Raw genomic sequence first — 24758 nt, forward strand, 5'->3', positions numbered from 1 at the left:
TCTTGAAGGAGTCAGTAGAGGCGCTTTGATTTCGCCTTTGAAAGTTCGCATTTGGACTCTTCAAGAATCCCCGTCCCGGAGCGGGCTGGGGAGTATCAAATACAAAGACCGCTTGTGTTGTTGGGCGATCGCCCGTTTGTTACCCTCTGGGCAATGGATAATTGTCGCCCGCTGCCGCAGTCGCTCCGATGCAGAGGGGCATTTTCAGTTTTTGCGACAAACTATACCCCACGTTAAGTTTGAGGTTGTGTTCGATTTAAACGGGGAAAGTAATCGTTTGGAGGCATTGCGCGATCGTGCTTCTAATTCCCTCAGCAGCGCGTTGTAGATTTTAATCTTCGCGGCGATTTCTGTTTGGCGATCGCTCTTTTTGTTGCTAAGGGCGATCGGCCGTACCATCTTAGTCAAATCAGAATTTACACTGCGGTAGCCTCAAGACTAAAATTCTCCGAACAGGACTTTATCAACCCTGGGTTGTGGTAAAATGCTCGTATATACAGTGCTTCTTCGTTAGTTAAAAATATGCGATCGCAACTAGAACAAATTACGCTTCAAGACAGAAATGCCGCTGAAATGGAAATTCGCGACAAGCGGCAGCAAATTAATTACGACACGAAACAGTATCCAGTCGAAATACTCGTTCAAAAATATCTGGAAGGAATTAACGATGATACTAATAAATTGTTTATTCCAGACTACCAACGTCAAATTGTTTGGGATGACACCAGGCAATCAAAGTTTATTGAGTCTGTAATTTGGGGGATACCAATACCTTATATATTCGTTGTTGAGATCCGTCATGATGAAAATGATGAACCACGTTTAGAGATCGTAGACGGCGCACAACGCATTCTTACCCTAGCTAGATTTATCAATAACGAATTAACATTAAGTGGACTCGAAAAAATAGAGCAATTAAATGGATTTAAGTTTGCCGATCTACTGCTTTCTCGTCAGAGAAACTTCAACCGAACTACAGTTCGGATTATCCAACTAACCCAAGCTGCCAACGAGGAAGTCCGAAGAGATGTATTTGAACGGATACAATCATTTTAACAGCCAAGTAAAGAAATTTCAATAAAGCACAAAATATACTGCTGCAATTATTGGTATAATCAAAATAATTTGTGCATATTCAATATGTTGGCAGTCGAATATAATCATGGAAACTGTATTCTTAGAATTTAATATACGTGCTAAAGATGTGGATGATTACTTTGTATTTTTGGACAGCCTGGAAAAACAGACAACGCAGTTAGCTTTACTTGATACTACTGGCAACTACCAAATTAAAAGCCTAGATCCAGAGTTAGCAAAAACGCTCAAAGCCAATGGTTTTTTGTTGCTATATAACTTGGTTGAATCCACTATGCGAAATGCGATTGAAGCCATATTTGAGGAGTTCAAAAATAAAGCAGTCACCTTTGACAAACTCAAACCAGAAATTAAACTGATTGTCCTCCAAAATCTTAAAAATCGTTCTCCTAAGAAAATTTATTTAACAATTAATCAACTCTCTACTGATATAATCACAGCTACATTTGAACGCGAGGAACTGTTTTCAGGAAATGTGGATGCTAGGTTAATTAAAGAAATAGCAGACAAATACGGTTTTTCATATCAAACAGACTTTGCTAAGACCAAAAATGGGCAAAATCTTGTAGTGATTAAAAGTAATAGAAATGATTTAGCCCACGGGATTAAGTCTTTTGAAGAAGTGGGGGGATATCAGGCTATTGAGGAACTATTAGAAATGAAGGAAGAAGTCATAGAGTATTTGCATCAAATACTTGAGAATGTTAAAAGTTATCTGGACAATCAAGAGTATTTGGACGTAAATACAAATAATCCTTAATTTTAGGCTAAGAAACCGGGTTTCTAGAGTAATTTTGGTTGGGTGGCGACATATCTCATAAGAAACCCGGTTTCTGGGAATGATGGGAGGGGCAAGAAACCGGGTTTCTAGGGTAATTTTGGTTGGGTGGCGAGATATCTCCGAAGAAACCCGGTTTCTAGGAATGATGCGAAGGCTACTTCCGCACCATCACTGACTTAATTACAGCATTCGGTTGATACTTGTTAGTCTCAAAAAATCCCCCTTTACCCGCGCCATAAACTCCTGCAAATTGCTTCCCAGCAGCCTTGGGAACAAACAAGAACTTTTTGCTCGGTTGGTTGGCAAAAACTACATTTTCTCTCGATTCATTATCCACATTATAAGATAAAGTAGTCTTGCCGTAAATTGCCTCGGCTTGTTTTAATGTCATTCCTGGCCCGACGCCTTGAGCTGTTTTATAATTAGAATTGTCAGTCATCAAAAGTTCGATCGCATCCGCATCTTTCAGCTTTGTACCCGCAGCGTAGATAATCCGATACTGTACTTTTCCCGATCGACTAATCGCCACTGCATCGAAGTCTACCATAAAAGGAGACTCTACCTTAAACTGGGCTGTGGAACCTAGAGCCTGCTTGAGTTGTCCCAAAGTCATGCCGATTTTTGCTTCGCCAATTGTGCGATCGCCAATTGCTACACTTGCAGAGGAAGGTTTTGCAGCAGCATTGGCTACTTCCCCCAGAGTATTTGCACCTGCGCGCGCCACAGCAGCGCCGGGAGTCGAGATGAAGGTGAAGTGACTGGCGATCGCCAGCAAAACAGCTATCATTGATCCAGATAAGATTTTTATATTCAACATGACTAATTCTCCTAGATTGCAACTTCGACTATCAACCCGCATTTTCTGGACTGTCCTAGGGATAACTTTATTAGTTTGGATTCTTAGAGGTGTTGGCCTCTTAACATTCCTTCCCGGTGGTGTTATTTGGATACTGATTTTTCTGTCTTTTGTTGCGGGTATACTCAGCACTGTACTGCGCCGATAATCTCATATCCGGTAAGTGACAAAATTTAATAATTTAGTTTTCTGTTTGTTTCGTCTTACTGCTGAAACTCATTTTATTTGATTTGATTAATAAGATCGTTTTGATAAAAAAATGCTACAAAATAAATATTATGTTTGTTTATCATACCATTGGGGTCGAGTGCGGAGCTGTTAAATTGTCGATAGGTAGCTAGAGATTTTTGGTGGCGACACATCCTACAACTACCAACTACCAACTACCAACTACCAACTACCAACTACTAACTACTAACTACTAACTACTAACTACTAACTACTAACTACTAACTACTAACTACTTTAGCAATTACCATTTGTTTGATTGTTTCATTGCCTTTCCCACAGTCACATTTAACTGAGCACCGATCAACATCGCCAAACAACACAGATAAAGCCAGAGCAGCAAAACGATAAAAGTTCCGATCGTGCCGTAAGTCCAATTGTAATTGCCTAAATTCAAAACATAAAATCGAAATAAACCTGAAAGCATCGCCCATAGCAGAGCTGCAAACACAGCCCCGGAAAAAATCGGTGTCTCTGGGTGACGGCGGCTCGGCCCGTAGCGGTAAACAAAGGCAAAGGCAAGGGATACAATGCCCAAGGTGCTAGGCCAACGCCACAGTCGCCAAATACCTAATAATTGTGCTTCTAAGGGACAATCTGGCAGAAACATTAGGCAACTCTTGACATCTTTTAAATTGCAATTTGCTACCGACTCTAACAGGCAACTCTGGCGGGCAATAGCTTGCACAATTAAGTCGCTGACAAAGACAACTCCTGATGCTAAGATTAGTAGCAAAATTGTACCAATGCTTAGAGAAATAGAAATAAGTTTTGCTTTAACAAAAGATCGAGTTTGAGTAGCCGGGATTTGATGAATTTGATCGAGGGCGGCCATCGCGGCGCTCATTACTCCAGAAAATGCCCACAGCGATACTACAAAACTTAGTGAAAATAGCTGTTGGTTGCGTATTGAAAGAATTTCTGTGAGGGAACTCCTAATCAAATTTCGGATTTCATCGGGTATAACTTTGCCCAAAAGACCGGCCATTTGATACAGTGTTGATTGCAAAGGTTCAAACAGGGCGATCGCCGACAAGATAGCCAAGAGCCCAGGAAACAGCGCCAGCATAGAATTGTAGGCCATTTCGGCAGACAGCCCGGGTAACCGCTGCTCTCCCGCTTTCATGCAGACTTCTTTGAGCGTGCTCCAAGTCAAACAGCGACAAAACAGCCAAAAATCACCAAATTTCGTTTTGACAGCTCTCAGCAGCCTCAAAAGTGCCTTAAACAAGGCTAAAATCAGGTAGCGCAACCAGTAATAAATGTTCATAGCTTACAAATTCCCAATGACTAATGACCAATGACTAATCTAAAATCTAAAATCTAAAATCTAAAATAAACAATATGTCTCAAGATATCAGACAGTGGTTAGATGAAATTAAGCGACTACAACAGCAGTTGACAGAGGTTTCGCGCGATCGCGATGACGCTGGTGAAAGTGCGGCTCAATGGCGCCAACTCTACAATACCGAAGCCGAGCAGCGCCGGAATGATGCTAAGTTAACTCAGCAAAGCATCGATGCTTTGGAAGCACAGATACAGGAATTTCAAAGTTTCTCCCCGATTGCGCCCGAAGGTGACGAGGCTGGAGTTGCTCGCCAGCATGAGGTTGAACAACTGCATACAGTTGGGGAACTTAAAACTAAGTTAACAGAAGTTCTCGAAGAGCGCGATCGGGCGATCGAACAAATTAAACAACTCACTCAAGCGCTCAAACAAGAAGAAGCCCGTCACGCCGAGACTAGCAGAAATTTAACCACCGCCCTAGCAGACGCCGTTGACTTGCTCACCAAAGCACAAACTATTCCTACTGCAAAAATGGAACCATCACCAGCCTATTCTCTAGAAATAGTCCCTACTCGCACTGCAAATCCGGGCGAAACTGCGATCGAAATCCGCCAAAATCCCGCGCAAATTGGCCGGAATCCCGCCCAGCTTCCACCTTCTAAAAACCAGTTACTCGATTTACCGCCGTTTGGGAATTAGTCATTAGTCTGTAGTCTGTATTCCAACACTCGCATCGGGTTTATGGCGATGGGCGATCGGAAATCATTTTAAAGTTTTGGTTTCTTCAATTAGAAACCTGATAAATGGTTTTACTCCGATCGCACGGATGGAAACATCGACCGCGACTAAACCAATTGTAGCAGCGATCGTTACTGCGAGTACCCAAGTTTTTAGGCCTCCAGGCGTTTGCGTAATTAAGGTACAAATTATCTGAAAAGGTTTAAGAATGCCCTCGAATTCTTCGATTGTTTTTTGGAATTTAGCAATATCCTGATTATAAACTTCAAACTCCCGTTGGTATTGCTCTTGTTTGACCTCTAGGCGAATGAGTCTTTCTTTTAAGTCCTCCAAGCCTTCCAATTCTTCTATGAGCTTTTTATTTTTGTTAAACATGGTGGTTTCCTCTAAAACTTACAACGATAATAACGAGGGTTTAACTGAAAATGCAAATTTTGAGAACGGATTATGTAGATATAAATAGATGTCAAAAGAAAGTAGAATTTAGTAGAAACTGGTAGAATTAAGTGTTGGATACTTCCAAAGTAGAATTTAGTAGAAACTGGTAGAATCAAGTGGTTGGGTACTTGCCAGGTTTCGGAAGCATTGATAGACTGATATTATCGTCTCTCAAAGGTAAAGGCAATGAAATTACCCAGGTATGAAGACCATGAAAAAGACTTTCTTGCAGCAATGGCAACGAAATTTGGCTTTACTGGCAAAAATCTGATAGTATTTTTGCTGCGGTTCTGCGAAAAAGATGCAGAATCGAATGATAGGACTTTAGCTGATGAATGGCAAGGTGAATTACTAGAGGGAACTAAAAAGGAAGAGAAAAATCCGAATGATACTAAAAAAAGTGTAGATGCGGCGGCTGCTATTTTGCGCGATCGTTTACAAGTAATTTGCGACAAGCTGAAAGATGAAGGGTGCGACTTTGGGAAAACTGAAAGAGGCCGCTGGAAAATAGGTAAAGCTTGGTTACAAAAAGTTAAGTTTCCTGAATGGGCAAAAGAACAGGGTTTAATTAAACCGCGCACTATCGAAGAATGTTGGAACGAATTAAAAACGAAAGTTGAAAATTCCCAACCTACGAAAGCAGGAGAAATCCAATCAGAATTAATTGTGGAAAAATGGGAACCGCGACTATCAGGTATGGGCGCACGAAAACATAAAACTAAACGTCAAGAAATTCCGGTAAATAGCGATTTAACTTATCGGGTGATTTCTCCCCAAGTCGGACATTTAATCTTATTTGAACGGGAACCTAACGGCACGATTGTTTGTTTGTGTCCCTCGGAATTTGCCCGGTCATCCTACCATGCAGGGAAAGAGACGAAGTTACCCCATGCTGACTCGGAGGATAAATTCTTTGGCTCCGATGAGCTAGGATGGGAACAACTGCTTGCTGTGATTACTCCTGAATTACCGCCTTTTCAGTGGTTGGAAGATAGTCGCCAGAAAGCCTTAGAAGTCAATCAAGAGCATTTAGCGGAAATTTTGGACTATTTGAATGGTCAAACGAACGCTGAGGTGTTATATACCGAATATCTGGTTGTTGCTGCTTAAATTTAGAGGTGATGGAACCATGAACGAAGAGAATGCTTGGGAACAACTCAATGAACAAGTTGGTGAACTCTATTATCAAGGGAAATTCAATGAAGCGATAGAGATTGCTGAACAAGCATTAATCTTAGCTCAATCTCTTCACCCTGGAGACCATCCTCATGTAGCACTCAGTTTGAATAACTTGGCGTATCTCTACGAATATCAAGGACGCTACGCGGAAGCTGAACATCTTTACCTACAGGCGTTAGAAATGATAAAATGCCTATTTCCAGGCAATCATCCTGATGTAGCACTCAGTTTGAATAAATTGGCATCACTCTACGAATCTCAAGGACACTACGCAGATGCTGAACATCTCTACCTACAGGCGTTAGAGATGTGGCAACGCCTATTTAATGGCGACCATCCCTATGCGGTAACCAATCTGGATAACTTGGCATTACTCTACTACTCCCAAGGACGCTACACAGATGCCGTACCTCTCTCACAAAAAGCGTTAGAGATGAGAAAACGCCTATTTCCAGGCAATCATCCTGATGTGGCAACCAGTCTGAATAACTTGGGATCACTTTACAACATCCAAGGACGCTACGCGGAAGCTGAACCTCTCTACCTACAGGCGTTAGAGATGTGGCAATGCCTATTTAATGGCGATCATCATGATGTGGCAACGAGTTTGAATAACTTGGCATATCTCTACAACTCCCAAGGACGCTACGCGGAAGCTGAACCTCTCTACCTACAGGCATTAGAGATGAGAAAACGCCTATTTAATGGCGACCATCCTGATGTGGCAACGAGTCTGAATAACTTGGCATTACTCTACTACTCCCAAGGACGCTACGCGGAAGCTGAACCTCTCTACCTACAGGCGTTAGAAATGATAAAACGCCTATTTAATGGCGACCATCGTGATGTCGCAACCAGTTTGAATAACTTGGCATCACTTTACGACTCCCAAGGACGCCATGCAGATGCTGAACATCTCTACCTACAGGCGTTAGAGATGAGAAAACGCCTATTTAATGGCGACCATCATGATGTGGCAAACAGTCTAAATAACTTGGCATCACTTTACGAATCCCAGAGACGATACGTGAAAGCTGAACCTCTATACCTACAGGCGTTAGAGATAATAAAACGCCTATTTCCAGGCGACCATCCCAATGTGGCAACCAGTTTGAATAACTTGGCATATCTCTACAACTCCCAAGGACGCTACGCGGAAGCTGAACCTCTCTACCTACAGGCGTTAGAGATGAGAAAACGCCTATTTAATGGCGACCATCATGATGTCGCAAGCAGTCTGAACAACTTGGCATTACTCTACAACTCCCAAGGACGCTACACGAATGCTGAACCTCTCTACCTACAGGCATTAGAAATGATAAAACGCCTATTTCCAGGCGACCATTCTAATGTGGCATCTAGTCTGAATAACTTGGGATTATTTTTAACAGCTATGAACCGGCCCCAAGCAGCCTTTGAAAAAATACGCCAAGCCACCGAAATGGAGACTCGCTTAATTCGTCGTAATTTTGCCTTTAGTTCAGAAAAAGAACGACTGCAATATATTAAAAATAATAGAGAAAAATTAGAGATTTTCATATCTTTAGTTTCTCAACATTTATCCAACTATCCCGAACAAGTCCAAAAAGCCTTAGATGTCGTTTTAAAACGCAAATCTCTGACGGCAGCAGCGCTAGCGGCGTTTAACTTTGCCATCCACAGCCAACGCTATTCCCACCTCAAACCCCAGTTTAATCGCCTCCGTTCTTTGCAAGAAGAACTGTTTCACCGCACCTATAGTTTCCCCATTCAAGATGCAGCAACTCGCATAGAAGTTTATCGTGATGGTTTGGGAGAGTATCAAAAAAATATTGCGGAATTAGAACAACAATGTCAACAATTAGAAAAGGAACTCGCCACCCAAGTTCCTGAGATTCAACTGGAACATCAAACCGTAGATCGTCGGGCGGTTGCGTTGGAATTACCCGCTAATGCGGTATTAGTGGAATATGTGCGGTTCGATCGCTATGATTTTACAGCCCCCGAAGCTAAAAAATGGAAATCTGCGGAATATTGGGCATTTATTTTACCCGCCGAAGATTCCGATGCGGTGCAGATGATTTCATTAGGTGAAGCCCAACCCATTGATGATTTAATTGACAATGTACGTCAAGTTTTATCCTTAGAAAACAATCCCCCACCTTCAGAAATAATGGCAGCAAGAGGAGGCACGAAAAAAACAGGTGAAGCACCACTAGAAGAGCGATTAAATGCTTATCAATATAACCCCGAATATCCCAACGCCCTACGGGAAAAAATATTTACTCCTCTCCTTTCAATTTTGGAACCTTACCAAAACATTTTTATCGCCCCAGATTCCCAATTAAGCCTGATTCCCTTTGGCGTTTTGCCCGTCGATGAAACCGGCCAACAGTTATTAAGAGATAATTATCAAATCAGTTATCTCAGTAGTGGCAAAGATGTTTTAAGATGGAAACTGGAGACAGACCGTACCGCATCCGAATCCTTGATTATTGCCAATCCTAATTTTGACTATCCTCAACCCCCTTCGACAAAACCTAAAACAGAAAGTTTGTCCCAATCTGGTGCTAACTCACACAGTACAAAACCCGTTTTTCATAGTCTATCCTCAAAGGAATTTGACCCCCTTCCCGAAACAGAAACCCTAGCCAAAAGCATCGCGGAAAAATTAGCCATTCCCAATCTATATTTAGGCGATAAAGCCGTAGAAACCCTGTTGTCTCAAACAGCCTGTCCGCGAATTTTATTAATTGCCACCCACGGCTATTTTCAACCAGAAAGTCCCTATATTCGCTTAACCCAAGAATTGCTCAACTGTCCTTCGGAAGAGGAAGAAAATCTTTTAGCAAAAAATCGAGATTTAGTCAATTCCAAATTGCTGATGGCAATGGAAAATCAAGCGGTAACTTGTGCGGCACAAGGCAAAGAAAATAGCGCGGAATGGTTAAGAAACTTTGCCCAGAAAGTCTCAGAACAATATAAAATATCTCCTGCACTCAACCTCACGGAAAACCCCTTAGATCGCTTTGCCGTTGCCCCTGCTAATAATGCCATGATTCGTGCCGGTTTAGCCTTTGCTGGGGCAAACACTTCGCGACAAGGGAAAAATTTACCAGAGGATGCGGGGAAAGGATTATTATTAGCTCAGGATGTGGCCGGGATTGATTTATGGGAAAATGAAGTAACGATTTTAATTGCTTGTAAAACTGGCTTGGGAGACGTGCAATTAGGAGAGGGAGTTTTTGGGCTGCGGCGTGCCTTTGCGGTGGCGGGATGTAAGGCTTTAATTATGAGTTTGTGGGAAGTTCCTACCCGCCCTTCTCTGTTGTTGATGGATCGGTTTTTAAGTGATGTTGAGCTGGGTTTAGGTAAGCGAGAAGCTTTATTAAAGGCTCAATCTTATATTCGCACAATTACGATTCGGGAGTTACAACAATTTCGTGACGATCCTGATCGTGATATTCTCGCTGAGTTTATCAACGAGAAAAAAGTTATTTCAGAGGAGTTTATTGAGGCTAACCCCGATTATCAATTGTTATCTCATCCCTATTTTTGGGGTGCATGGATTTCTCAGGGGGAAATGTAGAATGTCGCGTTTAGGGGCTAGAGATTCGGCTATTGGTGTCAACTTCCGACTGAAAACCATAGGAAATGTCGCTTGTAGTCGAGCCTAGATCCCCCTAAATCCCCCTTAAGAAGGGGGACTTTGAGTAATGGTATTCACCACCCCACAATGAATTTTAACTAAGAGTGGAACAGGCATCTTGCCTGTCCTATTTCTTAGTCCGCGTAGGCGGACTTCGTTTGTGTAGACGCGGTTTCAACCGCCGAGGATCTTGATATAACTGGAAATTTATGAAATTATTTGATTCTGTAGTTGAAATCGATCCTAATGAATATTTCCTGAATAATGTAGCTAAGCTAATGGGCATATTAAGAAGTTTTATCGGCTCGTGATATTAGTCTAAATTTGATTGAAAAATATCTTAGAGTTCTCCCGATTTTTCTCTCGCCCATGCTCGCACGGCTTTACGCAAAGAAATCCGCCCAGAATTACGATTTTGCTCGATTAATTCTGGTATTTCTTGTATCGGAAGAGTTGGAAAAATTGAGCTAGTTTGTACCTCAATATATTCTTTCCCCTCCAGTTGGTAGATTTTCAGTTCACCCGAATCGTAACACCAAATTTCAGGCACACCCAACCGAGCATAAATGGGAAAACGACTGAGAGATTTACTCGTTACGTCTATTTCTAAAGCCAAATCCGGCGGCGGATCTTGTTCCAAATTAAACTGGAGTTTGCCGCGAATTTTTGGCTCATTTTGGAAGTAGAAACAATTGTCTGGTTCTACTCCAGCTTTTTGGATTTCTCGCTTCCAAGTGGTTGATCCTAAACTTGCATAATCTTGCTCCAACACTTCTGCTATATCTTTAACAGTATCGCCGATCGTTTCTTTGTAGTATTCATGTTCGGGTAAGGGTGTCATAATTTCTAAAGTTCCATTGTCATAGGCGAATCTAGCAGCACGGCTTTCACCGAGATCCGCGAGCAAGTTCTCAAATTGTTGCCAACTGATATTATACATAACAACTCGATCGGCACGAGGTTTGGTTAGTAACATAACTTTTTCTCAAGAGTGTTTGACAGATAATCCTATTATAGCCGAATGAAGTTCGGTAACGGATTTGGCTCCCCTCAAGGACATCCGCTTGACTGAAGAAGAAAAGACACAGAAGAGAACACAGAGTATTCATATCTCCTGAAATAAAACTCAGTTAAATTCATCCGTGTCTCCGTGTTCAAATCCGTGCCGTTTCTCTCTTCCTTCTGCTTAAAATCCCATCGCGCCAGCTACTGCATCCAAATTCGGAGCAATTCCTTGCTTAAAGTTGTTCTTGCTGTGATTAATTGCCGTATCTGGGTCTTTCAAACCATTACCAGTGAGTACACAAACCACCGTTGCTCCTGTTGGAACTTGGTCTTTTACCTTCAGCAAACCGGCGACAGAAGCAGCGCTAGCTGGTTCGCAGAAAATCCCTTCTTCGGATGCTAACAAGCGGTAAGCGTCGAGAATTTCTTCGTCGGTGACAGCAGAAAAACTGCCGCGGCTGGCTTCGGAAGCAGCAACAGCCTGTTTCCAGCTAGCAGGGTTGCCGATCCGAATTGCTGTCGCCAAAGTTTCTGGGTTGGCCACCGGTTTACCCGTTACCAACGGTGCTGCTCCGGCTGCTTGGAATCCCATCATTCGTGGCAGGCGCGAACATTTATTCACTTGGTGGTATTGACAAAAACCCATCCAGTATGCTGTGATGTTTCCCGCGTTTCCGACGGGAATGCACAGCCAGTCGGGGGCGTCGCCCAAGGCGTCCACTACTTCAAACGCGCCGGTTTTTTGGCCTTCCAAGCGGTAAGGGTTGACGGAGTTGACCAAAGTTACGGGATAATTTTCTGCCATGGAGCGGACAATTTCTAAAGCCCGATCGAAATTACCGACAATCGAAATCACTTCCGCACCGTAAAGCAAAGCTTGCGCCAGCTTGCCCAAAGCCACGTAACCTTCGGGAATCAACACGAAAGCCCGCATTCCCCCGCGTCTGGCGTAGGCTGCCGCCGCTGCCGAAGTATTGCCGGTACTGGCGCAAATTACAGCTTTGGCGCCGGCTTCCTTCGCCTTGGAAATCGCCATCGTCATCCCCCGGTCTTTGAAACTACCAGTGGGGTTGAGGCCGTCGTATTTCACCAGCACGCGCACATCTCTACCGATGAGAGAGGCGATCGCAGGTGCTGGAATCAATGGAGTATTGCCTTCTTGGAGTGTCACTACCGGCGTGGTTTCAGTCACCGGCAGGTAGGGGCGATAAGCTTCGATCAAGCCCGGCCAACCGTGAAGTTTCGGCGAGGCTGCGCGGGCAGCGGAGTTAGCAGCAGAGTCAGTTACAGGTAGAATCAGGGTCACGATGTCAATGGTTTCTAGGCTTTGGCAAAGAATTTACACTAATTTTAGCTCGATCGGTTAATTTAATGTTTGATACGATCCGTTCAGGTTAAAGTAACTTAATGGTGTGAATGTGTAGATATGTCTACTCAATTACTAATGTCAAATAATTCCTCCACTCTTTCTCGGCCTCAAGTCACGGCTAGCAATCCCGAAATCGCTAGTTCTGCTACGCTATCGACGGGTTTTGCGCGCAAAGTAGATTCGGTGAAGTGCCCCTACCAAGCCGATCAGCAAGTTAAGTTCCTGCACCTGCAAGCAGAAATCGACTCCTTGCTGCTGGAAGTCCAAACCCTCAAACAGCAGCGCTCCGTTGCTGGATCTCAAGTTGCGATCGGCAAAAATTCTGCTGTGGGCAACGGCAATTACCAGTAACAACTCGTGCTAATTGTGCCGCCCCTGTGGTATAAAAAGTAAAGTTTTGTTAACCGCAGTGTTTTTTTTAACCAAAAGCGCTAGCCATTTAATCCGCGGCTAGCGATCGCTAGCATTTGCTAAAAAGCGCTTGCCTAATGCTCAACTCGTCTGCTAATTGTTAGTAGCGAGCTGATATTTTACTGCGTTAATTTTGTTAAGCCATCCACTTGGCATACGGAGAGTAGACATCAATTTATGACAGCATCGATCGAAAAACCACTAAATTTGACATCCGCAAGGGACACTTCCAACCTGCGCCTCAAAGATATTCTCCAAACCCTGCCGCGCGAAGTATTTGTCAAAAACCCTCGCAAAGCTTGGACAAAAGTCATCGTCAACGTTCTTCTAGTTGCTGTTGGTTATTTTGGCCTAGCAGTATCACCTTGGTATTTACTGCCCCTGATGTGGATTTTCACAGGTACCGGATTAACCGGTTTTTTTGTGATAGGCCACGACTGCGGACACCGGTCATTTGCCAACCGCCGCTGGGTAAACGATTTAGTCGGACATCTCGCATTTCTCCCGTTAATTTTTCCGTTTCACGCATGGCGTCACGGACACAATTATCACCACAAGCACACCAACAAAATTGGTGAAGATAATGCTTGGCAACCAATGACAGCAGAAAGCTACGCTGCCGCGCCCAAAGCATTACAAATAGCTTATCGTTTAATCTTCGGCCCAATGTGGTGGATTGGATCGATCGCCCACTGGGCAAAAGTACACTTTATGTGGTGGCGCTTCAAAGAAGGTCAACAACGCGAACAAGTGCGGTTTTCGGTTTTTGTGGTTTTGATCGGTGCTGCGATCGTATTTCCGACTTTAATAGCCACCACAGGCATTTGGGGATTCATCAAATTTTGGTTGATGCCCTGGATGGTTTACCACTTCTGGATGAGCACCTTCACCATTGTTCACCACACAGCGCCAGACATTTCATTTAAAGCACCAGAAGAATGGAACGAAGCCCAAGCACAACTATCGGGAACAGTTCACTGCGACTATCCCCGCTGGGTTGAGTTTCTGTGCCACGACATTAACGTGCACGTTCCCCACCACCTTTCAACTGCTATACCCTGGTACAACTTGCGCCTAGCCCACAGCAGCTTAAAGGAAAACTGGCAACCTCATCTCTATGAAACCAAATTTTCTTGGTCTTTAATGAAGCGGATTGCAGACAACTGTCACCTGTACAACCCCGCTGGTGGCTATCAAACATTAGAGGAATTTCACGCTCAAACCAAATAAGTTTGAAACGCGATAAATCCCCTAAAAACCCGGTTTTGTTAAACAAACCGGGTTTTATTAATATCACAATCCCTAGCTAGAATTTTTGATAAATCTTGCTTTTAGCGCAGTCTAGATCCCCCTAAATCCCCCTTAAAAAGGGGGACTTTGAGCATTGCCTGTCCCCCCTTTTTAAGGGGAGTAGGGGTTGACTTTGAAATTACTCTTGTCCCCCCCTTTTTAAGGGGGGTTAGGGGGGATCAGCGGGGCTAATAGTCAAACATTAGATTACATTTGACATGAAGTTGACACCAATTCCCAATTACCCATTACCAATTCCCAATTCCCAATTCCCAATTCCCCATGAAACATGATTTTCAATCCCAATAACTGTCGCAACGAAAGCGAAGTAGAAAGCAAACTCATTGTCAGTTATTTGTTGCCAAAACTCGGCTATACCCCCGACACTTGGCACCAAGAAATCGCCTTTGGGAATATTCGCCTAGACTTCCTTTCCTTTGCCACCCAAGTTATCCCCATAGTGTTCGATGCAGACTCGCCCATGAGTTTAGTCATGGAAGCAAAACATCCCAAGGAAAATCTAGACCGCCATCGGCGGAAACTGAAGCGTTACTTAACAAGTTTAAGCATCCGCTACGGACTCATAACTAACGGCAAAGAGATTAGAATTTATGCAAGAGTGAGCGATGATATTCAGCTAGCATTTCAGTGCGCCGGACAAGACCTTGAAAGTAGAATTGATGAAATTATAGCTTTAATTGGCAGAGATAGTTTAAAGTTTGTAATAAATCCAGATAATCTAGAACTGGAAGATAGTAAAACTAATTTAGTTACTCCTGAGTTAATTACCGAAGTATCGGTACAACAAAACAATCCCGCCACCGCAGAACCTGAAATCATTCAAGTCTCATCCCCCGAACAAATACCTGAAGATATTTTAGTTAAATCATCCGATTTAATCATTCCCCAAACCCCGCAAAATAGTATGAAAATAATAGCAGTTTACCACAACAAAGGCGGCGTCGGTAAAACCACAACAGTAGTCAATTTAGCAGCAGCCCTGAGCAAGGAAGGTAAAAGAGTCCTAGTCATCGACTTAGACAGTCAGGCAAATACAACCTTTGCAACTGGTTTGGTCAAATTTGAAGATGAAGAACAAGATGATTTGAAAGATTGCAATATTCTTCAAGTTTTGCAATCAGAGGATTTTTACTCGATCGCCGAAGTAGCCCGCGAGTCTAATTTTTGCAATCCTAAAATCGATGTAGTTCCTTCCCACATCGATTTAATGTACTATGAAACGGAACTAAATCAACTAGATTACAGTCGCATGATTTTAATTCAAAAACTAGCGGAAGTAGAAGATAAGTACGATATTGTACTGATTGATACGCCGCCATCTTTGAATTTTTTCGCCAGAGTTGCCCTGATTGCTGCGGATTATTTAATTATTCCTTCTGACTTAAAACCTTTTGCCAATCAAGGATTGATTAATGTCAAGGATTTTATTAAAAAAGTTAATGGATTCAAAAAACAAATCGGCAAAAAACCTTTAGAAATTTTAGGCATCCTCCCTTGCAAAATCTCACCCAATCCTAAGTTTGTACAGTACAGTTTGCCCAAGCGGAGGGAGGCTATTCCCAAACGCTACGGCCTGGAAATTATGGACAGCGTAATTTATGAGAGAGAGGATTTAGCAAAGTGTGCAGAACTATTTAAAATCGTGGGCAATATGGAAATCGCCGATCCGATTTCGGTGCTAGATTTTAAACCGGATTGCACTTCATCCCAAGAATTTGAAATGCTAGCCGAAGAAGTTTTGGTAAAAATAGGTAAGTAAAAACTTATGAAAAAATTATCTCCGTCACTGGTTGCAGTCAAAAGAATTACCTCCGCAGTTCCCCGTTCCAATTTTGCCGATCGCGATTTAGACAAATTAGCTAGACTAATTTTAGATGCAGGAGGCTTGATTAATCCGATAATTGTCCGCCGCACCAGCATGGATGCCTACGAAATAGTAGACGGAAACCTTGAATACTACGCCGCGGCGAGAGCCAGGGAAATTGAACCTCTCAAGGGCGAGACAATCGGAGCATTCATCCTGGAACCAGAAAATGAAGCACTTCTCCTAGAACAACTGGAAATTCTCAGAAAAACCGCAATCACTGAGAATGCTGGTGAAAGTGAAACTATCAAAGAGCAATCAATAACTGAGGCTTCAGTTGAAATTCAAACTCTAGAAGCCTCATCTAGTTTAGAGCAGCGAGTGACAAATATTGAAGCCCGGTTAGAAATTCAAATTCATGAATTGAAAGCTGAACACGCCCGTGAAAAAGAGTTGTTAGCCGAGAGAATACAAGAAATTGAAAACCTAATTGCCCAACAATTACCTCTGTTAATTGAAGCGCAGTTGGCTAACAGAATTAATGAGTTTAAAGCCGAGCTTGCATCTAAAAAATCGACTTTGGTAGATACTGTGCAAGAAGTTGAACAGGTAACTTCTCAACCAATGTCGCTGTTGGAGGCACTCAATACTCAAGATAAATCTCAACTGAAAGCGAATTTTGAATATACTAAGTTAGTGAACGATAAAATTATACAACGAATCCTCGACGAAAAGCGAGATGTGAAGCCGTTTGTGTCATTTGCCAATGTGGTGGAACGTATTCAAGGGCTAGGCGACAAAACAATGATTAAAATTATTGATTACTGGCAAAATACTCATAAGTTGTGAGCCGTCTCAATTGCTTTTTTGGGGGCGGGCTAGAAGCCCACCCCACAAGAGTTAAAACCGGATTTCTGAAAGGTGATTGACTAGGAGCAAAAATACTCACAACTGGCAATTCCTGCTAAACCTGAACACGGTAGCGATCGCCCGATCGCCAAAAAAAGTAAAGATGAGTGAAGCAGTGTATAATTTGTGTCCCCCAGCCAGTTAAACTCATCACAGTCGATTTTTTGTAGGAATTGCAGTCAGTTTTGCCGTTAGCGAAGCCCTCGTTGCAGGATCGCCCGGGCCCTCACCCCACAGCCAGCCGCACAGGTACAGCACGCCGCCGATATCTCTCCCAGATTTAGAGACTCAGGCCAACAAATCCTTTAACTAACCAAAGTCTGAGTAAGGTGTTTGTCTCGCACCCTATCATTAGAGTTCTTGAGTTAGTCCTGTGGCACTTAAAACCCAGGCTGTAAAGTGCAAATATATATAATTACCCAAACACCTGATTTTAATGACAAAAGGGGACTTGTAAGAAGATGGATCGATCGCAAGATCAAAACCGAATAGTAGAATATTTGCGGATTAAGCCAATTAGTCACAGTCAGATTTATACTTCCCAAATTGCAGTACCAGAGACTCAGGGGGGAGAAATCCCTCGCGAACGTCGGGAAGCTCTCAGGAGAAGTCTCATCGAGCAAGGCAGCAACTTAATTCCTTTAATTGTACGTCCTACTGAAGCTTACAGCAACGAAGAAGAATACGAAGTTGTCTGCGGCTCAGATTGGTGTATTGTTGCGAAAGAACTCGGCCTTGAGCAAATGTGGGCTTGGGTTTTTGAAATGACCGACGAGGAGGTAGTTGCGGCTCAAGCAGAAATGGAACATTTAGCTCCGCAGCCGACTCAAAAAACTGCACAACTTGAGACTCTACTGCAACAATTTGAGCTATCATTTCAAAAAAAGGTAGAGAGTCTAACAAAACAAATAGAACAATCTGTTAAAAAGAATGAAGACCTGCTAAAAAAACAAGTAAAAGCTCTAGCCGAGCAGAACTTCGATCGCGATCAAATAACACAGATAAAGCATCTGCTAGAACAAGTTGAAAAAACATTTCATGAAAAGGTAGATAAATTGGCTAAAAAAATTGAACAATCTGGCAGCAATAGTTCTCCGAAATCGGAGGTTATTTCGGAGATGAATCTTGAAGGTGTGTTGAGACAGTTGGATGAACTGGAAAAATTGTTGTCAATCAAATTAGATCGCACTGTCCAAATAATTAATCAGTTTGTGGCTGACACGATCGCAGACGTAGAAAATGACCTAAAAAATCAAATTGCCACGCTCCGCAGCCAACTGGGAGCCGCTGCGACGCACTCAGAAATACAGCCCGAGACACCGCCGAAACAGCAGTCGAAGGCGCAGCCAAAAACCCAGGCTAAGAAGCAGTCGAAGGCGCAGTCGAAACCTCAGCTACCGCAGTTGCAGTTAGAATTGCCGTTTCCGCCCCAGCAGCAACAGCAGGAAGACGAGGAAGACTACGATACTCTTTCGCTGAGACGCTTGAAGGCGATCGGCAAAGACCGGAAAGTGCGGAACTACGCGCGCATGAAACGACCGGAAATTCTGGCTGCGCTCAGAGAAGCTGATGGCAAATAAAGCGGTAATTGTTAAGAGTTAAAACTAATTGTTTGGTGTTCGATCGCGTTTTTATGCAAAATGCGCGATCGGGCTTTTGATACAAATTTCGGCGTTGCTGAGAAAGGAGTATGATTTGCCTCCGAAACTCGCTAGTTTCAGCAACGCCCAATTTTATTGTATTGTAAGCTGGTTTAGGCGATCGCATATCCCGTATGCTGCCGAACGTGATACGGATGAAACCCTAAAACTATCTTGTCTTTAGGCACTCCTAATTCTACAAGTTCTGCGGTAATTCCCGTTTCTATACCATCTTGTTGAATCCAGATTTTTCCGTCAATAATTTCCACATGAACGATACAATCGTGAATTCTTTTAGGCCCTTGCCAGCCATCGTGCATCAGTAAAAAATTGTTTTGTTCGCGATCGACAATAACGCTGCTTTTAATTTCTCCGTGTCCGTAAGAAATCTGGGCATAACTATCTAAAACATTGCGAACAATTTGGCGATATTCATCTAGTCTATCCATCTGATAACTGTCTCCTTTAATGAATCAAAAACTATTAGTTTAAATCTCTTGTTTTCTAGCAAAATCTGCCCAATAGGTTCAGAAAAAATTTCTGCATAAACTTCTGCACGGATTGCCAGATATATTATCCGTTCAGGTTCCGATCGCTGTAGAATATCTTCGTAAACAATATACTGTCCAACAGCTTGTTCTAAGTCATGAACTGGTGAAGCACTCACAAAACTTTTGACTTCTACAGCAATTTTGCGACCTTGTTTTTCGGCGGCAAATAGTTTTTCTGCACCTAGATCGACACTGAGAGTACGTTTGCCAATTTTTAATGGTAGCGGATCTTTGGTTATTGTCCACCCGTCCTTTTCCAGGGCTGTTCTGACATTATTGTGGTAGATGTCTTTTGCTGGCATATTCTAAGCTTAACCATCAACTGTTACCCTAATTATATAATAACACAATGCTTTTCCCAACTCATAGCCGCGGAAAACTACTTGTCGATCGAACTTCAATACCAATTAAGGATAATATTTCTTATAGTCCGAGCAAACAGGAGTCGTGACAGTTTACAAAATCCACCTATAAGTGATGACTAATCCTATCTATCCCGGCATAACTCTCAATAACCACTACCGCATAGTCCGCGAATTGGGACACGGAGGCTTCGGACGCACCTACCTCGCTGAAGATGCCCACCGATTTAACGAACCCTGCGTTTTAAAAGAATTTGCGCCCCAAGTACAAGGAAGTTACGCCTTACAAAAATCCGAGGAACTCTTCGAGCGCGAAGCCGGAGTGCTCTACAAGCTACAACACAACCAAATCCCGCGCTTCCGCGAAATGTTTCGCGTCAGTATAGTCGATCGAGGCTACCTATTTCTCGTCCAAGACTACGTACCCGGTCAAAATTACCGCTTCCTGCTGGATGCCAGGAAGCGTCAGGGTTTGCGGTTCATCGAAGCAGAAATCAATCAACTGCTGATTCAAATTTTGCCAGTCCTCGAATACATTCACTCCTTGGGAGTGATTCACCGCGACATCTCCCCCGACAACCTAATTCTGCGCTTGTCTGACGGAATGCCCGTGCTCATTGACTTCGGCGGAGTCAAACAAATCGCCGCCACCGTAGAATCTCTATTTGCTGAAACTGAAGCTAACGCCACTCCCACCCCCGCGACTCGCATCGGCAAACTCGGCTATGCTCCCGTCGAACAGATGCAAATGGGGATTGTGTCTCCCCACAGCGATTTGTACGCTCTGGCTGCGACGGTTTTGGTGTTGTTGACAGGGAAGGAACCGCATGAATTGCTCGACAGTCAGACACTGAATTGGAACTGGCGATCGCACTGTTCTCTCTCTCCGAATTTGTCCCTGGTGCTGGATAAAATGCTCGCTCAGCAGCCGAACCAGCGTTACTCCTCGGCTCGCGAGGTTTTGCTCGCTCTCTCCGGCAATCCGCTGTTACAGCCACAGCCACAGCCATCCCCACAGCCGGATTTGGGACTCACGCAGCCACCGCCGGACTACACACCTCTGGCCGCACCCATACCCGTGCCAGCCCCCGCCCCGAAGCTTCCGGGAACTCCAGTGCGAGTGGCCACGATCGGCAATCAGCAAAAGATGCCTGCTTGGAAAATGTTTTTGTTCGTAGTGGCGGTGCTATCGAGTATGGGCGGAGTTGGCTGGTTTGCGGGCAATTATGTGTTAAACCTGCAATCAAAAGTGCAGAAGATTCCCGTGACTCCGGGCCCGAAGCAGCAGCAAGAGGATGCTTTGCGCGATCGCTACTCTCGGCTTAAAATTGACGATCGATTCTACAACGGTTACGTCAACCTTGTAGATGAGAATTTCTATGCCAAATACCCAGAATTAAACGGGCGGCTGTTAAAAGAAGGCGACGAGGATCGCCAATGGCGCGAAAGGTGGCAGAAAATCGGCGACGACTTGCTCAACAAGCTCGAAAACCTTAGCAGCGATGCTAGAGCGCGGTTGGGCAGTTACGAGACTGCCGATCTCGATCGCTCCAAAGCCGAGGTTAACAAGCTGAATTTGAGCAGTCGAGCGCTGTACGATTTGGCTGATGCCAAGTTCTTTTATTGGTTTCCACAGCACCCACGGAATAAAAATATCATCGGTTTGCCGATCGGACAAATTTGGCAAGCAATTACCGCCGACGCCCTCGCCTCTTTGCAAGCAGGAGCAACTCTTGAAAGCGTCGAATTTGACCGCCGCGCGAACAACAAAACCCTCAAAGGCAATCTCAAGCCCGGAGAAGGCAAAGCTTACATTGCCCGGTTCGCCCAAAATCAGATTTTGAGCGTAAATTTGCAAGCTCCGCGCAAATCAACTCTGCTATCAATTTATTCTCCTGGGCGCACCAACAAAGCCAAGGCTTTACTGGAAGATGCAGAGGAGGTGAGTTGGTCTGGAACTCTCGATGATGCTGGTTTTTATGAATTCGTGGTGGTTTCTCAGTCATCCGAGCCGATCGCCTACGAGTTGAATCTGGAGACGAAATAACCCCCATCCCAAAACGGATCTTAGCCCCCGACTCCTGTCGCGGTCGAAAATTTGAGACTCCCGTTCAAGCTCACTGACTCATCGGTCGGAGTAAATCTAAAATCGACTCAAGGCTATTGACGCCTTGAGGGCGATCGAGCCATAATGAAGTAATCCCGAGCGGGTAAATTTTCCGGTTCAAACAAAGAATATGCTGAGATTTGCGATCGTAGCTTTAGTAACTTTGGGATTAGTATTAATGACTGCATTAGGTTTATCTTCTGCCAGTGCGACAGTCAGCAATCCCGAATTTTATGCTTGGAACTTTGCCTCTGTAGGCAGCAGCGAGTTAGTTTGCAAAAAGACACTTGTAGTTCCGCGAGACCTCATCATTCCGTCATCATCAATGCAAGCTGTCAGTATCAATTCTGCAATTGTAGATGACAAGTTTTGCGCGAATTCCACTAAACCTGTGAATTAAGGCAGCGCATCCTATGATGTCCCCTGAAACGACAAAATAAAATTGGCTTGATCGTTCGGACTTTAGTCCGCATCCATCAGTCCATCCTATGATGTCCCCTGAAACGACAAAATAAAATTGGTTTGATCGTTCCGACTTTAGTCCGCATCCATCCCAGGAATGAAGCCAGAACGATCGAACACTTTTTAAAGCGAATTGACCCGACATTATATAAAAAATGCCACCATCCACGTATTGAAAGTGTTGGCGGCATTTTTTATGAGAAAAAACCAATATTTCGTTATTAAATCTTATTAAAATAGTCGGGCGCAACAGTTGTATGCCTTTGAAAGCGATCGAAAACTATTGCGAATTTTGCCAATTCTTTGATTGTCACTTAAGAACCGAGGGAAAATCTTTAGCCATTTGGCTAAAAATTTATTAGCTAATTGGCCTAATCAGTAACTGTCAAGTTTGAGTATGCTAGAGTTAGTCAGGTTCTGATATATAGTGCCATCTGTTATCTAAGTATCATGCTCAAAATTTTAGTCATTGAAGACGACGAATTAATCCGGGAGACTCTTGTGCAACTCCTGGAATCTCACAGCTACCGAGTTATCGTGGCAGAAAACGGTCGATTTGGGGTGCAGATGGCACTTTCGGAGATCCCAGACTTAATTTTGTGCGACGTACAGATGCCGGAACTCGACGGTTATGACGTGTTGCGGACTCTGCGACAAAACTCCCTGGCTGCTACAATTCCATTTATTTTCCTCACGGCTCAAAGTGCCAAAACCGATTTTCGTCGGGGGATGGAATTGGGGGCTGACGATTACCTAACAAAGCCGTTTACTAAGGCTGAATTGTTGGGGGCGATCGCTTCTCGCGTCTCGAAACGGCAAACTATTACCCAACCCCTGACAGTTGCGCTTCACCAAGCAGAAGCCAGACTCAAAGATTTAGCTAACGACTCTACAAAGGTTTGTGTCCTCTCCCCTGAAAAGTTGGCTCTAGAAGCTCTGCTGCGCCACGCTTTAGCACAAGGTGAGTTTCAAGTATACTATCAGCCCCAGGTGAATATTGCTACCGGACAAGTTATCGGCGCTGAAGCTTTGGTGCGCTGGCAAAATCCCGATCGAGGTATAATTTCTCCCGCTGAATTTATTCCCTTAGCCGAAGAAACAGGTTTAATTATTCAGATTGGCGAGTGGGTACTGCTTTCAGCTTGCGCTCAAGCCGCGAGTTGGCTGGCGGCGGGGTTCTCGCCTTTTACGATATCAGTAAATTTGTCGGCCCGGCAGTTATCCGACCCCGAACTCAAGGCCCGAATCGTGCAAATATTAGAAACTACAGGCTTGGAGCCTGCTAATTTAGAATTAGAAATGACCGAAAGCGCTCTGGTAGAAAATGCGACAGTCGCAGGCGCAACTTTAAACGAACTTAAAGCTCTCGGAATTCGGATTGCCATTGACGACTTCGGCACCGGTTATGCTACTTTAGGATATCTCAAGCAATTTGCTTTTGACAGCTTAAAGATCGATCGCATTTTCGTGCGAAATGCCAGCGAAGACGCTCAAAATGCTGCTATTACCACAGCAGTAATTTTGCTGGGTCACAGCTTAAATATGACAGTAATTGCAGAAGGAGTAGAAACAGAAGCAGAACTAGCTTTCTTGAAACAGCACCAATGCGATATCATGCAGGGGTATCTGTTCAGCCGCCCCGAACCGGCAGCGATAATTGAAAGTATGTTGATTGCCAACCAGCGTTTGTTCGCTCAGCCCCCAGTAGCAGCACCTGCTCGTGTTATACCTTTTGTCCCTGTCTCCGAACCCGAAAAATCTAAAAACCTTACCATGTCAGGTCTAGGAATAGTCTAAGTGTTACCAGGATTTCTGTATGATAAAATGAAATTCTTTGGCTCTTCATTAAGTAGGTAGGCGCTATCAAACTGAACCATGTAACAGTATGTAAACAGGGCCCAGGAGTGCTACTTTCTTGGCATTTGGATAGTTTACAATTATTACATAGTGACGTTTGGTAGCGCTTACCTACTAGCGCGTTATGCTCAATAAGTCTGTAAGCTAGGCCTAAACCCTTACCGGGCAATCAGCCTAGTTATGATTCTTAGCCTTTGAGGCTTGGGGGCAAAGTTTAGGCTAGAAGCCGGGATTTTACAGCCAAGCGATCGTGCTTAATGAAAAATTCAGCAAAAAAGGTACTGAAGAGCCAATTCTTTCTTTTAGCTGCTTTTTTCTGCGGAAAAGTTGACGCTCCCTCTTGAAAAGTTGTAGCTTTTTGAGAGCATTCTCCTGTTGATTGATTTACTGAATTTTGATTGAATTATCTGAATAATGTGTTAAACTAGCCGAATATTCAGCATTATTCACTTTTGGCTACTCAACCCCAAGGCAAGCAGCCGAACATTTTGGAGTTTGCCTACATACGCTCAGGCGATGGGAAAAAGATGGTATTATTACCGCCATTCGCACACCCTCCGGTCAACGACGATATTTAATTAATTCTGATGCCGGATTTAGCAAAACTAATCAAAGAACTATCCTCTACGCCAGAGTCGACCGTCTGCATCAAAAAGCCGACCTTGACCGACAAATTGCAAAATTATTGGAACTCTATCCATCAGCCGAACTCATTACCGACATTGCCAGTGGGCTTAACT

21 protein-coding genes and 1 pseudogene are annotated in these 24758 nt (G+C 43.7%); 15 read left to right on the top strand and 7 right to left on the bottom strand.

Going from position 1 to position 24758, the window contains the following annotated elements:
• The 3 genes from JGK22_RS24400 to JGK22_RS24410 form a co-directional block, all read left to right on the top strand.
• On the top strand, nt 1-328 hold a 328-nt coding region (locus JGK22_RS24400; RefSeq protein ID WP_325315616.1), incomplete at its 5' end, for a hypothetical protein.
• A gap of 194 nt (nt 329-522) precedes the next feature.
• A complete protein-coding gene (locus JGK22_RS24405) occupies nt 523-1056 on the top strand; it encodes a DUF262 domain-containing protein (RefSeq protein ID WP_293184858.1) in 534 nt (177 codons plus the stop codon).
• 106 nt (nt 1057-1162) lie between these two features.
• Nucleotides 1163-1855, top strand: a complete 693-nt coding sequence (locus JGK22_RS24410) for an MAE_28990/MAE_18760 family HEPN-like nuclease (protein WP_293208368.1) — start codon at nt 1163-1165, stop codon at nt 1853-1855.
• A gap of 175 nt (nt 1856-2030) precedes the next feature.
• Here the strand turns inward: JGK22_RS24410 and JGK22_RS24415 are convergent, their stop codons facing one another.
• Nucleotides 2031-2693, bottom strand: a complete 663-nt coding sequence (locus JGK22_RS24415) for a hypothetical protein (protein ID WP_293192806.1) — start codon at nt 2691-2693, stop codon at nt 2031-2033.
• Nucleotides 2694-3204: 511 nt separating this feature from the next.
• The gene (locus JGK22_RS24420; RefSeq protein WP_293184865.1) at nt 3205-4230 is read right to left on the bottom strand and encodes a YihY/virulence factor BrkB family protein; all 1026 of its coding nucleotides are present in this window, start codon (nt 4228-4230) and stop codon (nt 3205-3207) included.
• 74 nt (nt 4231-4304) lie between these two features.
• Here JGK22_RS24420 and JGK22_RS24425 point away from each other — a divergent pair, with 74 nt between their 5' ends.
• Nucleotides 4305-4946 (top strand): hypothetical protein, encoded by a 642-nt coding sequence (locus tag JGK22_RS24425; RefSeq protein ID WP_293184866.1) that lies wholly within the window; start codon nt 4305-4307, stop codon nt 4944-4946.
• 63 nt (nt 4947-5009) lie between these two features.
• Here the strand turns inward: JGK22_RS24425 and JGK22_RS24430 are convergent, their stop codons facing one another.
• Nucleotides 5010-5360 carry a hypothetical protein gene (locus JGK22_RS24430; protein ID WP_293198166.1) on the bottom strand — a complete coding sequence of 117 codons (351 nt, stop codon included), beginning with the start codon at nt 5358-5360 and terminating at the stop codon, nt 5010-5012.
• Between the two features lie 249 nt (nt 5361-5609).
• On the opposite strand from JGK22_RS24430, the gene JGK22_RS24435 reads away from it, so the two are divergent.
• Nucleotides 5610-6533, top strand: a complete 924-nt coding sequence (locus JGK22_RS24435; protein WP_293313954.1) for a DUF4384 domain-containing protein — start codon at nt 5610-5612, stop codon at nt 6531-6533.
• Nucleotides 6534-6552: 19 nt separating this feature from the next.
• The gene (locus JGK22_RS24440; protein ID WP_293198161.1) at nt 6553-10170 is read left to right on the top strand and encodes a CHAT domain-containing tetratricopeptide repeat protein; all 3618 of its coding nucleotides are present in this window, start codon (nt 6553-6555) and stop codon (nt 10168-10170) included.
• A gap of 400 nt (nt 10171-10570) precedes the next feature.
• Here JGK22_RS24440 and JGK22_RS24445 read toward each other — a convergent pair whose 3' ends face one another.
• Both JGK22_RS24445 and thrC read right to left on the bottom strand, forming a co-directional pair.
• Nucleotides 10571-11206, bottom strand: coding sequence for a Uma2 family endonuclease (locus JGK22_RS24445; protein ID WP_293313957.1), 636 nt, complete (start codon nt 11204-11206; stop codon nt 10571-10573).
• A gap of 210 nt (nt 11207-11416) precedes the next feature.
• Entirely contained in the window at nt 11417-12535 is a 1119-nt protein-coding gene (gene thrC / locus JGK22_RS24450) for a threonine synthase (protein WP_293184885.1), read from the bottom strand.
• Nucleotides 12536-12661: 126 nt separating this feature from the next.
• Here thrC and JGK22_RS24455 point away from each other — a divergent pair, with 126 nt between their 5' ends.
• The 5 genes from JGK22_RS24455 to JGK22_RS24475 all read left to right on the top strand — a co-directional run bounded on the left by JGK22_RS24455 (nt 12662) and on the right by JGK22_RS24475 (nt 18619).
• Nucleotides 12662-12955 carry a hypothetical protein gene (locus JGK22_RS24455; RefSeq protein WP_293184872.1) on the top strand — a complete coding sequence of 98 codons (294 nt, stop codon included), beginning with the start codon at nt 12662-12664 and terminating at the stop codon, nt 12953-12955.
• A 237-nt stretch (nt 12956-13192) separates the two neighbouring features.
• On the top strand, nt 13193-14245 hold the full coding sequence (locus JGK22_RS24460) for a fatty acid desaturase (RefSeq protein WP_293184873.1): 1053 nt from the start codon (nt 13193-13195) through the stop codon (nt 14243-14245).
• A gap of 349 nt (nt 14246-14594) precedes the next feature.
• On the top strand, nt 14595-16085 hold the full coding sequence (locus JGK22_RS24465) for an AAA family ATPase (RefSeq protein WP_293313960.1): 1491 nt from the start codon (nt 14595-14597) through the stop codon (nt 16083-16085).
• A gap of 6 nt (nt 16086-16091) precedes the next feature.
• Nucleotides 16092-16979 (top strand): ParB N-terminal domain-containing protein, encoded by an 888-nt coding sequence (locus JGK22_RS24470; protein WP_293313963.1) that lies wholly within the window; start codon nt 16092-16094, stop codon nt 16977-16979.
• A gap of 521 nt (nt 16980-17500) precedes the next feature.
• Nucleotides 17501-18619: a Rho termination factor (modular protein) gene (locus tag JGK22_RS24475; RefSeq protein WP_293208357.1), complete on the top strand. Its 1119-nt coding sequence runs from the start codon at nt 17501-17503 to the stop codon at nt 18617-18619.
• 173 nt (nt 18620-18792) lie between these two features.
• Here the strand turns inward: JGK22_RS24475 and JGK22_RS24480 are convergent, their stop codons facing one another.
• Entirely contained in the window at nt 18793-19128 is a 336-nt protein-coding gene (locus tag JGK22_RS24480; protein WP_293184878.1) for a XisI protein, read from the bottom strand.
• Nucleotides 19116-19532 (bottom strand): element excision factor XisH family protein, encoded by a 417-nt coding sequence (locus JGK22_RS24485; RefSeq protein WP_293184879.1) that lies wholly within the window; start codon nt 19530-19532, stop codon nt 19116-19118. The genes JGK22_RS24480 and JGK22_RS24485 overlap by 13 nt, the downstream gene beginning before the upstream one ends.
• Before the next feature lie 175 nt (nt 19533-19707).
• Between JGK22_RS24485 and JGK22_RS24490 the strand changes: the two genes are divergently transcribed.
• The 4 genes and pseudogenes from JGK22_RS24490 to JGK22_RS24505 all read left to right on the top strand — a co-directional run.
• Complete coding sequence (locus tag JGK22_RS24490) at nt 19708-21639, top strand: serine/threonine-protein kinase (RefSeq protein WP_293277412.1); 1932 nt, start codon at nt 19708-19710, stop codon at nt 21637-21639.
• Between the two features lie 190 nt (nt 21640-21829).
• Nucleotides 21830-22099, top strand: a complete 270-nt coding sequence (locus tag JGK22_RS24495) for a hypothetical protein (protein ID WP_293184881.1) — start codon at nt 21830-21832, stop codon at nt 22097-22099.
• Between the two features lie 512 nt (nt 22100-22611).
• Nucleotides 22612-23958 carry an EAL domain-containing response regulator gene (locus tag JGK22_RS24500; RefSeq protein ID WP_293184882.1) on the top strand — a complete coding sequence of 449 codons (1347 nt, stop codon included), beginning with the start codon at nt 22612-22614 and terminating at the stop codon, nt 23956-23958.
• Between the two features lie 535 nt (nt 23959-24493).
• Nucleotides 24494-24758 (top strand): annotated as a pseudogene (locus JGK22_RS24505) (MerR family DNA-binding transcriptional regulator); the annotation flags it as partial.

Origin of the sequence: Microcoleus sp. PH2017_08_TRC_O_A, from assembly GCF_020738665.1 — a bacterium.
In the GTDB taxonomy this organism is placed as follows: domain Bacteria; phylum Cyanobacteriota; class Cyanobacteriia; order Cyanobacteriales; family Microcoleaceae; genus Microcoleus.

Bases quoted from the DNA above. Each gene is read 5' to 3' on its own strand.
- JGK22_RS24405 (WP_293184858.1), top strand. From the start codon at position 523: ATGCGATCGCAACTAGAACAAATTACGCTTCAAGACAGAAATGCCGCT.
- JGK22_RS24410 (WP_293208368.1), top strand. From the start codon at position 1,163: ATGGAAACTGTATTCTTAGAATTTAATATACGTGCTAAAGATGTGGAT.
- JGK22_RS24415 (WP_293192806.1), bottom strand. From the start codon at position 2,693: ATGTTGAATATAAAAATCTTATCTGGATCAATGATAGCTGTTTTGCTG.
- JGK22_RS24420 (WP_293184865.1), bottom strand. From the start codon at position 4,230: ATGAACATTTATTACTGGTTGCGCTACCTGATTTTAGCCTTGTTTAAG.
- JGK22_RS24425 (WP_293184866.1), top strand. From the start codon at position 4,305: ATGTCTCAAGATATCAGACAGTGGTTAGATGAAATTAAGCGACTACAA.
- JGK22_RS24430 (WP_293198166.1), bottom strand. From the start codon at position 5,360: ATGTTTAACAAAAATAAAAAGCTCATAGAAGAATTGGAAGGCTTGGAG.
- JGK22_RS24435 (WP_293313954.1), top strand. From the start codon at position 5,610: ATGAAATTACCCAGGTATGAAGACCATGAAAAAGACTTTCTTGCAGCA.
- JGK22_RS24440 (WP_293198161.1), top strand. From the start codon at position 6,553: ATGAACGAAGAGAATGCTTGGGAACAACTCAATGAACAAGTTGGTGAA.
- JGK22_RS24445 (WP_293313957.1), bottom strand. From the start codon at position 11,206: ATGTTACTAACCAAACCTCGTGCCGATCGAGTTGTTATGTATAATATC.
- JGK22_RS24455 (WP_293184872.1), top strand. From the start codon at position 12,662: ATGTCTACTCAATTACTAATGTCAAATAATTCCTCCACTCTTTCTCGG.
- JGK22_RS24460 (WP_293184873.1), top strand. From the start codon at position 13,193: ATGACAGCATCGATCGAAAAACCACTAAATTTGACATCCGCAAGGGAC.
- JGK22_RS24465 (WP_293313960.1), top strand. From the start codon at position 14,595: ATGATTTTCAATCCCAATAACTGTCGCAACGAAAGCGAAGTAGAAAGC.
- JGK22_RS24470 (WP_293313963.1), top strand. From the start codon at position 16,092: ATGAAAAAATTATCTCCGTCACTGGTTGCAGTCAAAAGAATTACCTCC.
- JGK22_RS24475 (WP_293208357.1), top strand. From the start codon at position 17,501: ATGGATCGATCGCAAGATCAAAACCGAATAGTAGAATATTTGCGGATT.
- JGK22_RS24480 (WP_293184878.1), bottom strand. From the start codon at position 19,128: ATGGATAGACTAGATGAATATCGCCAAATTGTTCGCAATGTTTTAGAT.
- JGK22_RS24485 (WP_293184879.1), bottom strand. From the start codon at position 19,532: ATGCCAGCAAAAGACATCTACCACAATAATGTCAGAACAGCCCTGGAA.
- JGK22_RS24490 (WP_293277412.1), top strand. From the start codon at position 19,708: ATGACTAATCCTATCTATCCCGGCATAACTCTCAATAACCACTACCGC.
- JGK22_RS24495 (WP_293184881.1), top strand. From the start codon at position 21,830: ATGCTGAGATTTGCGATCGTAGCTTTAGTAACTTTGGGATTAGTATTA.
- JGK22_RS24500 (WP_293184882.1), top strand. From the start codon at position 22,612: ATGCTCAAAATTTTAGTCATTGAAGACGACGAATTAATCCGGGAGACT.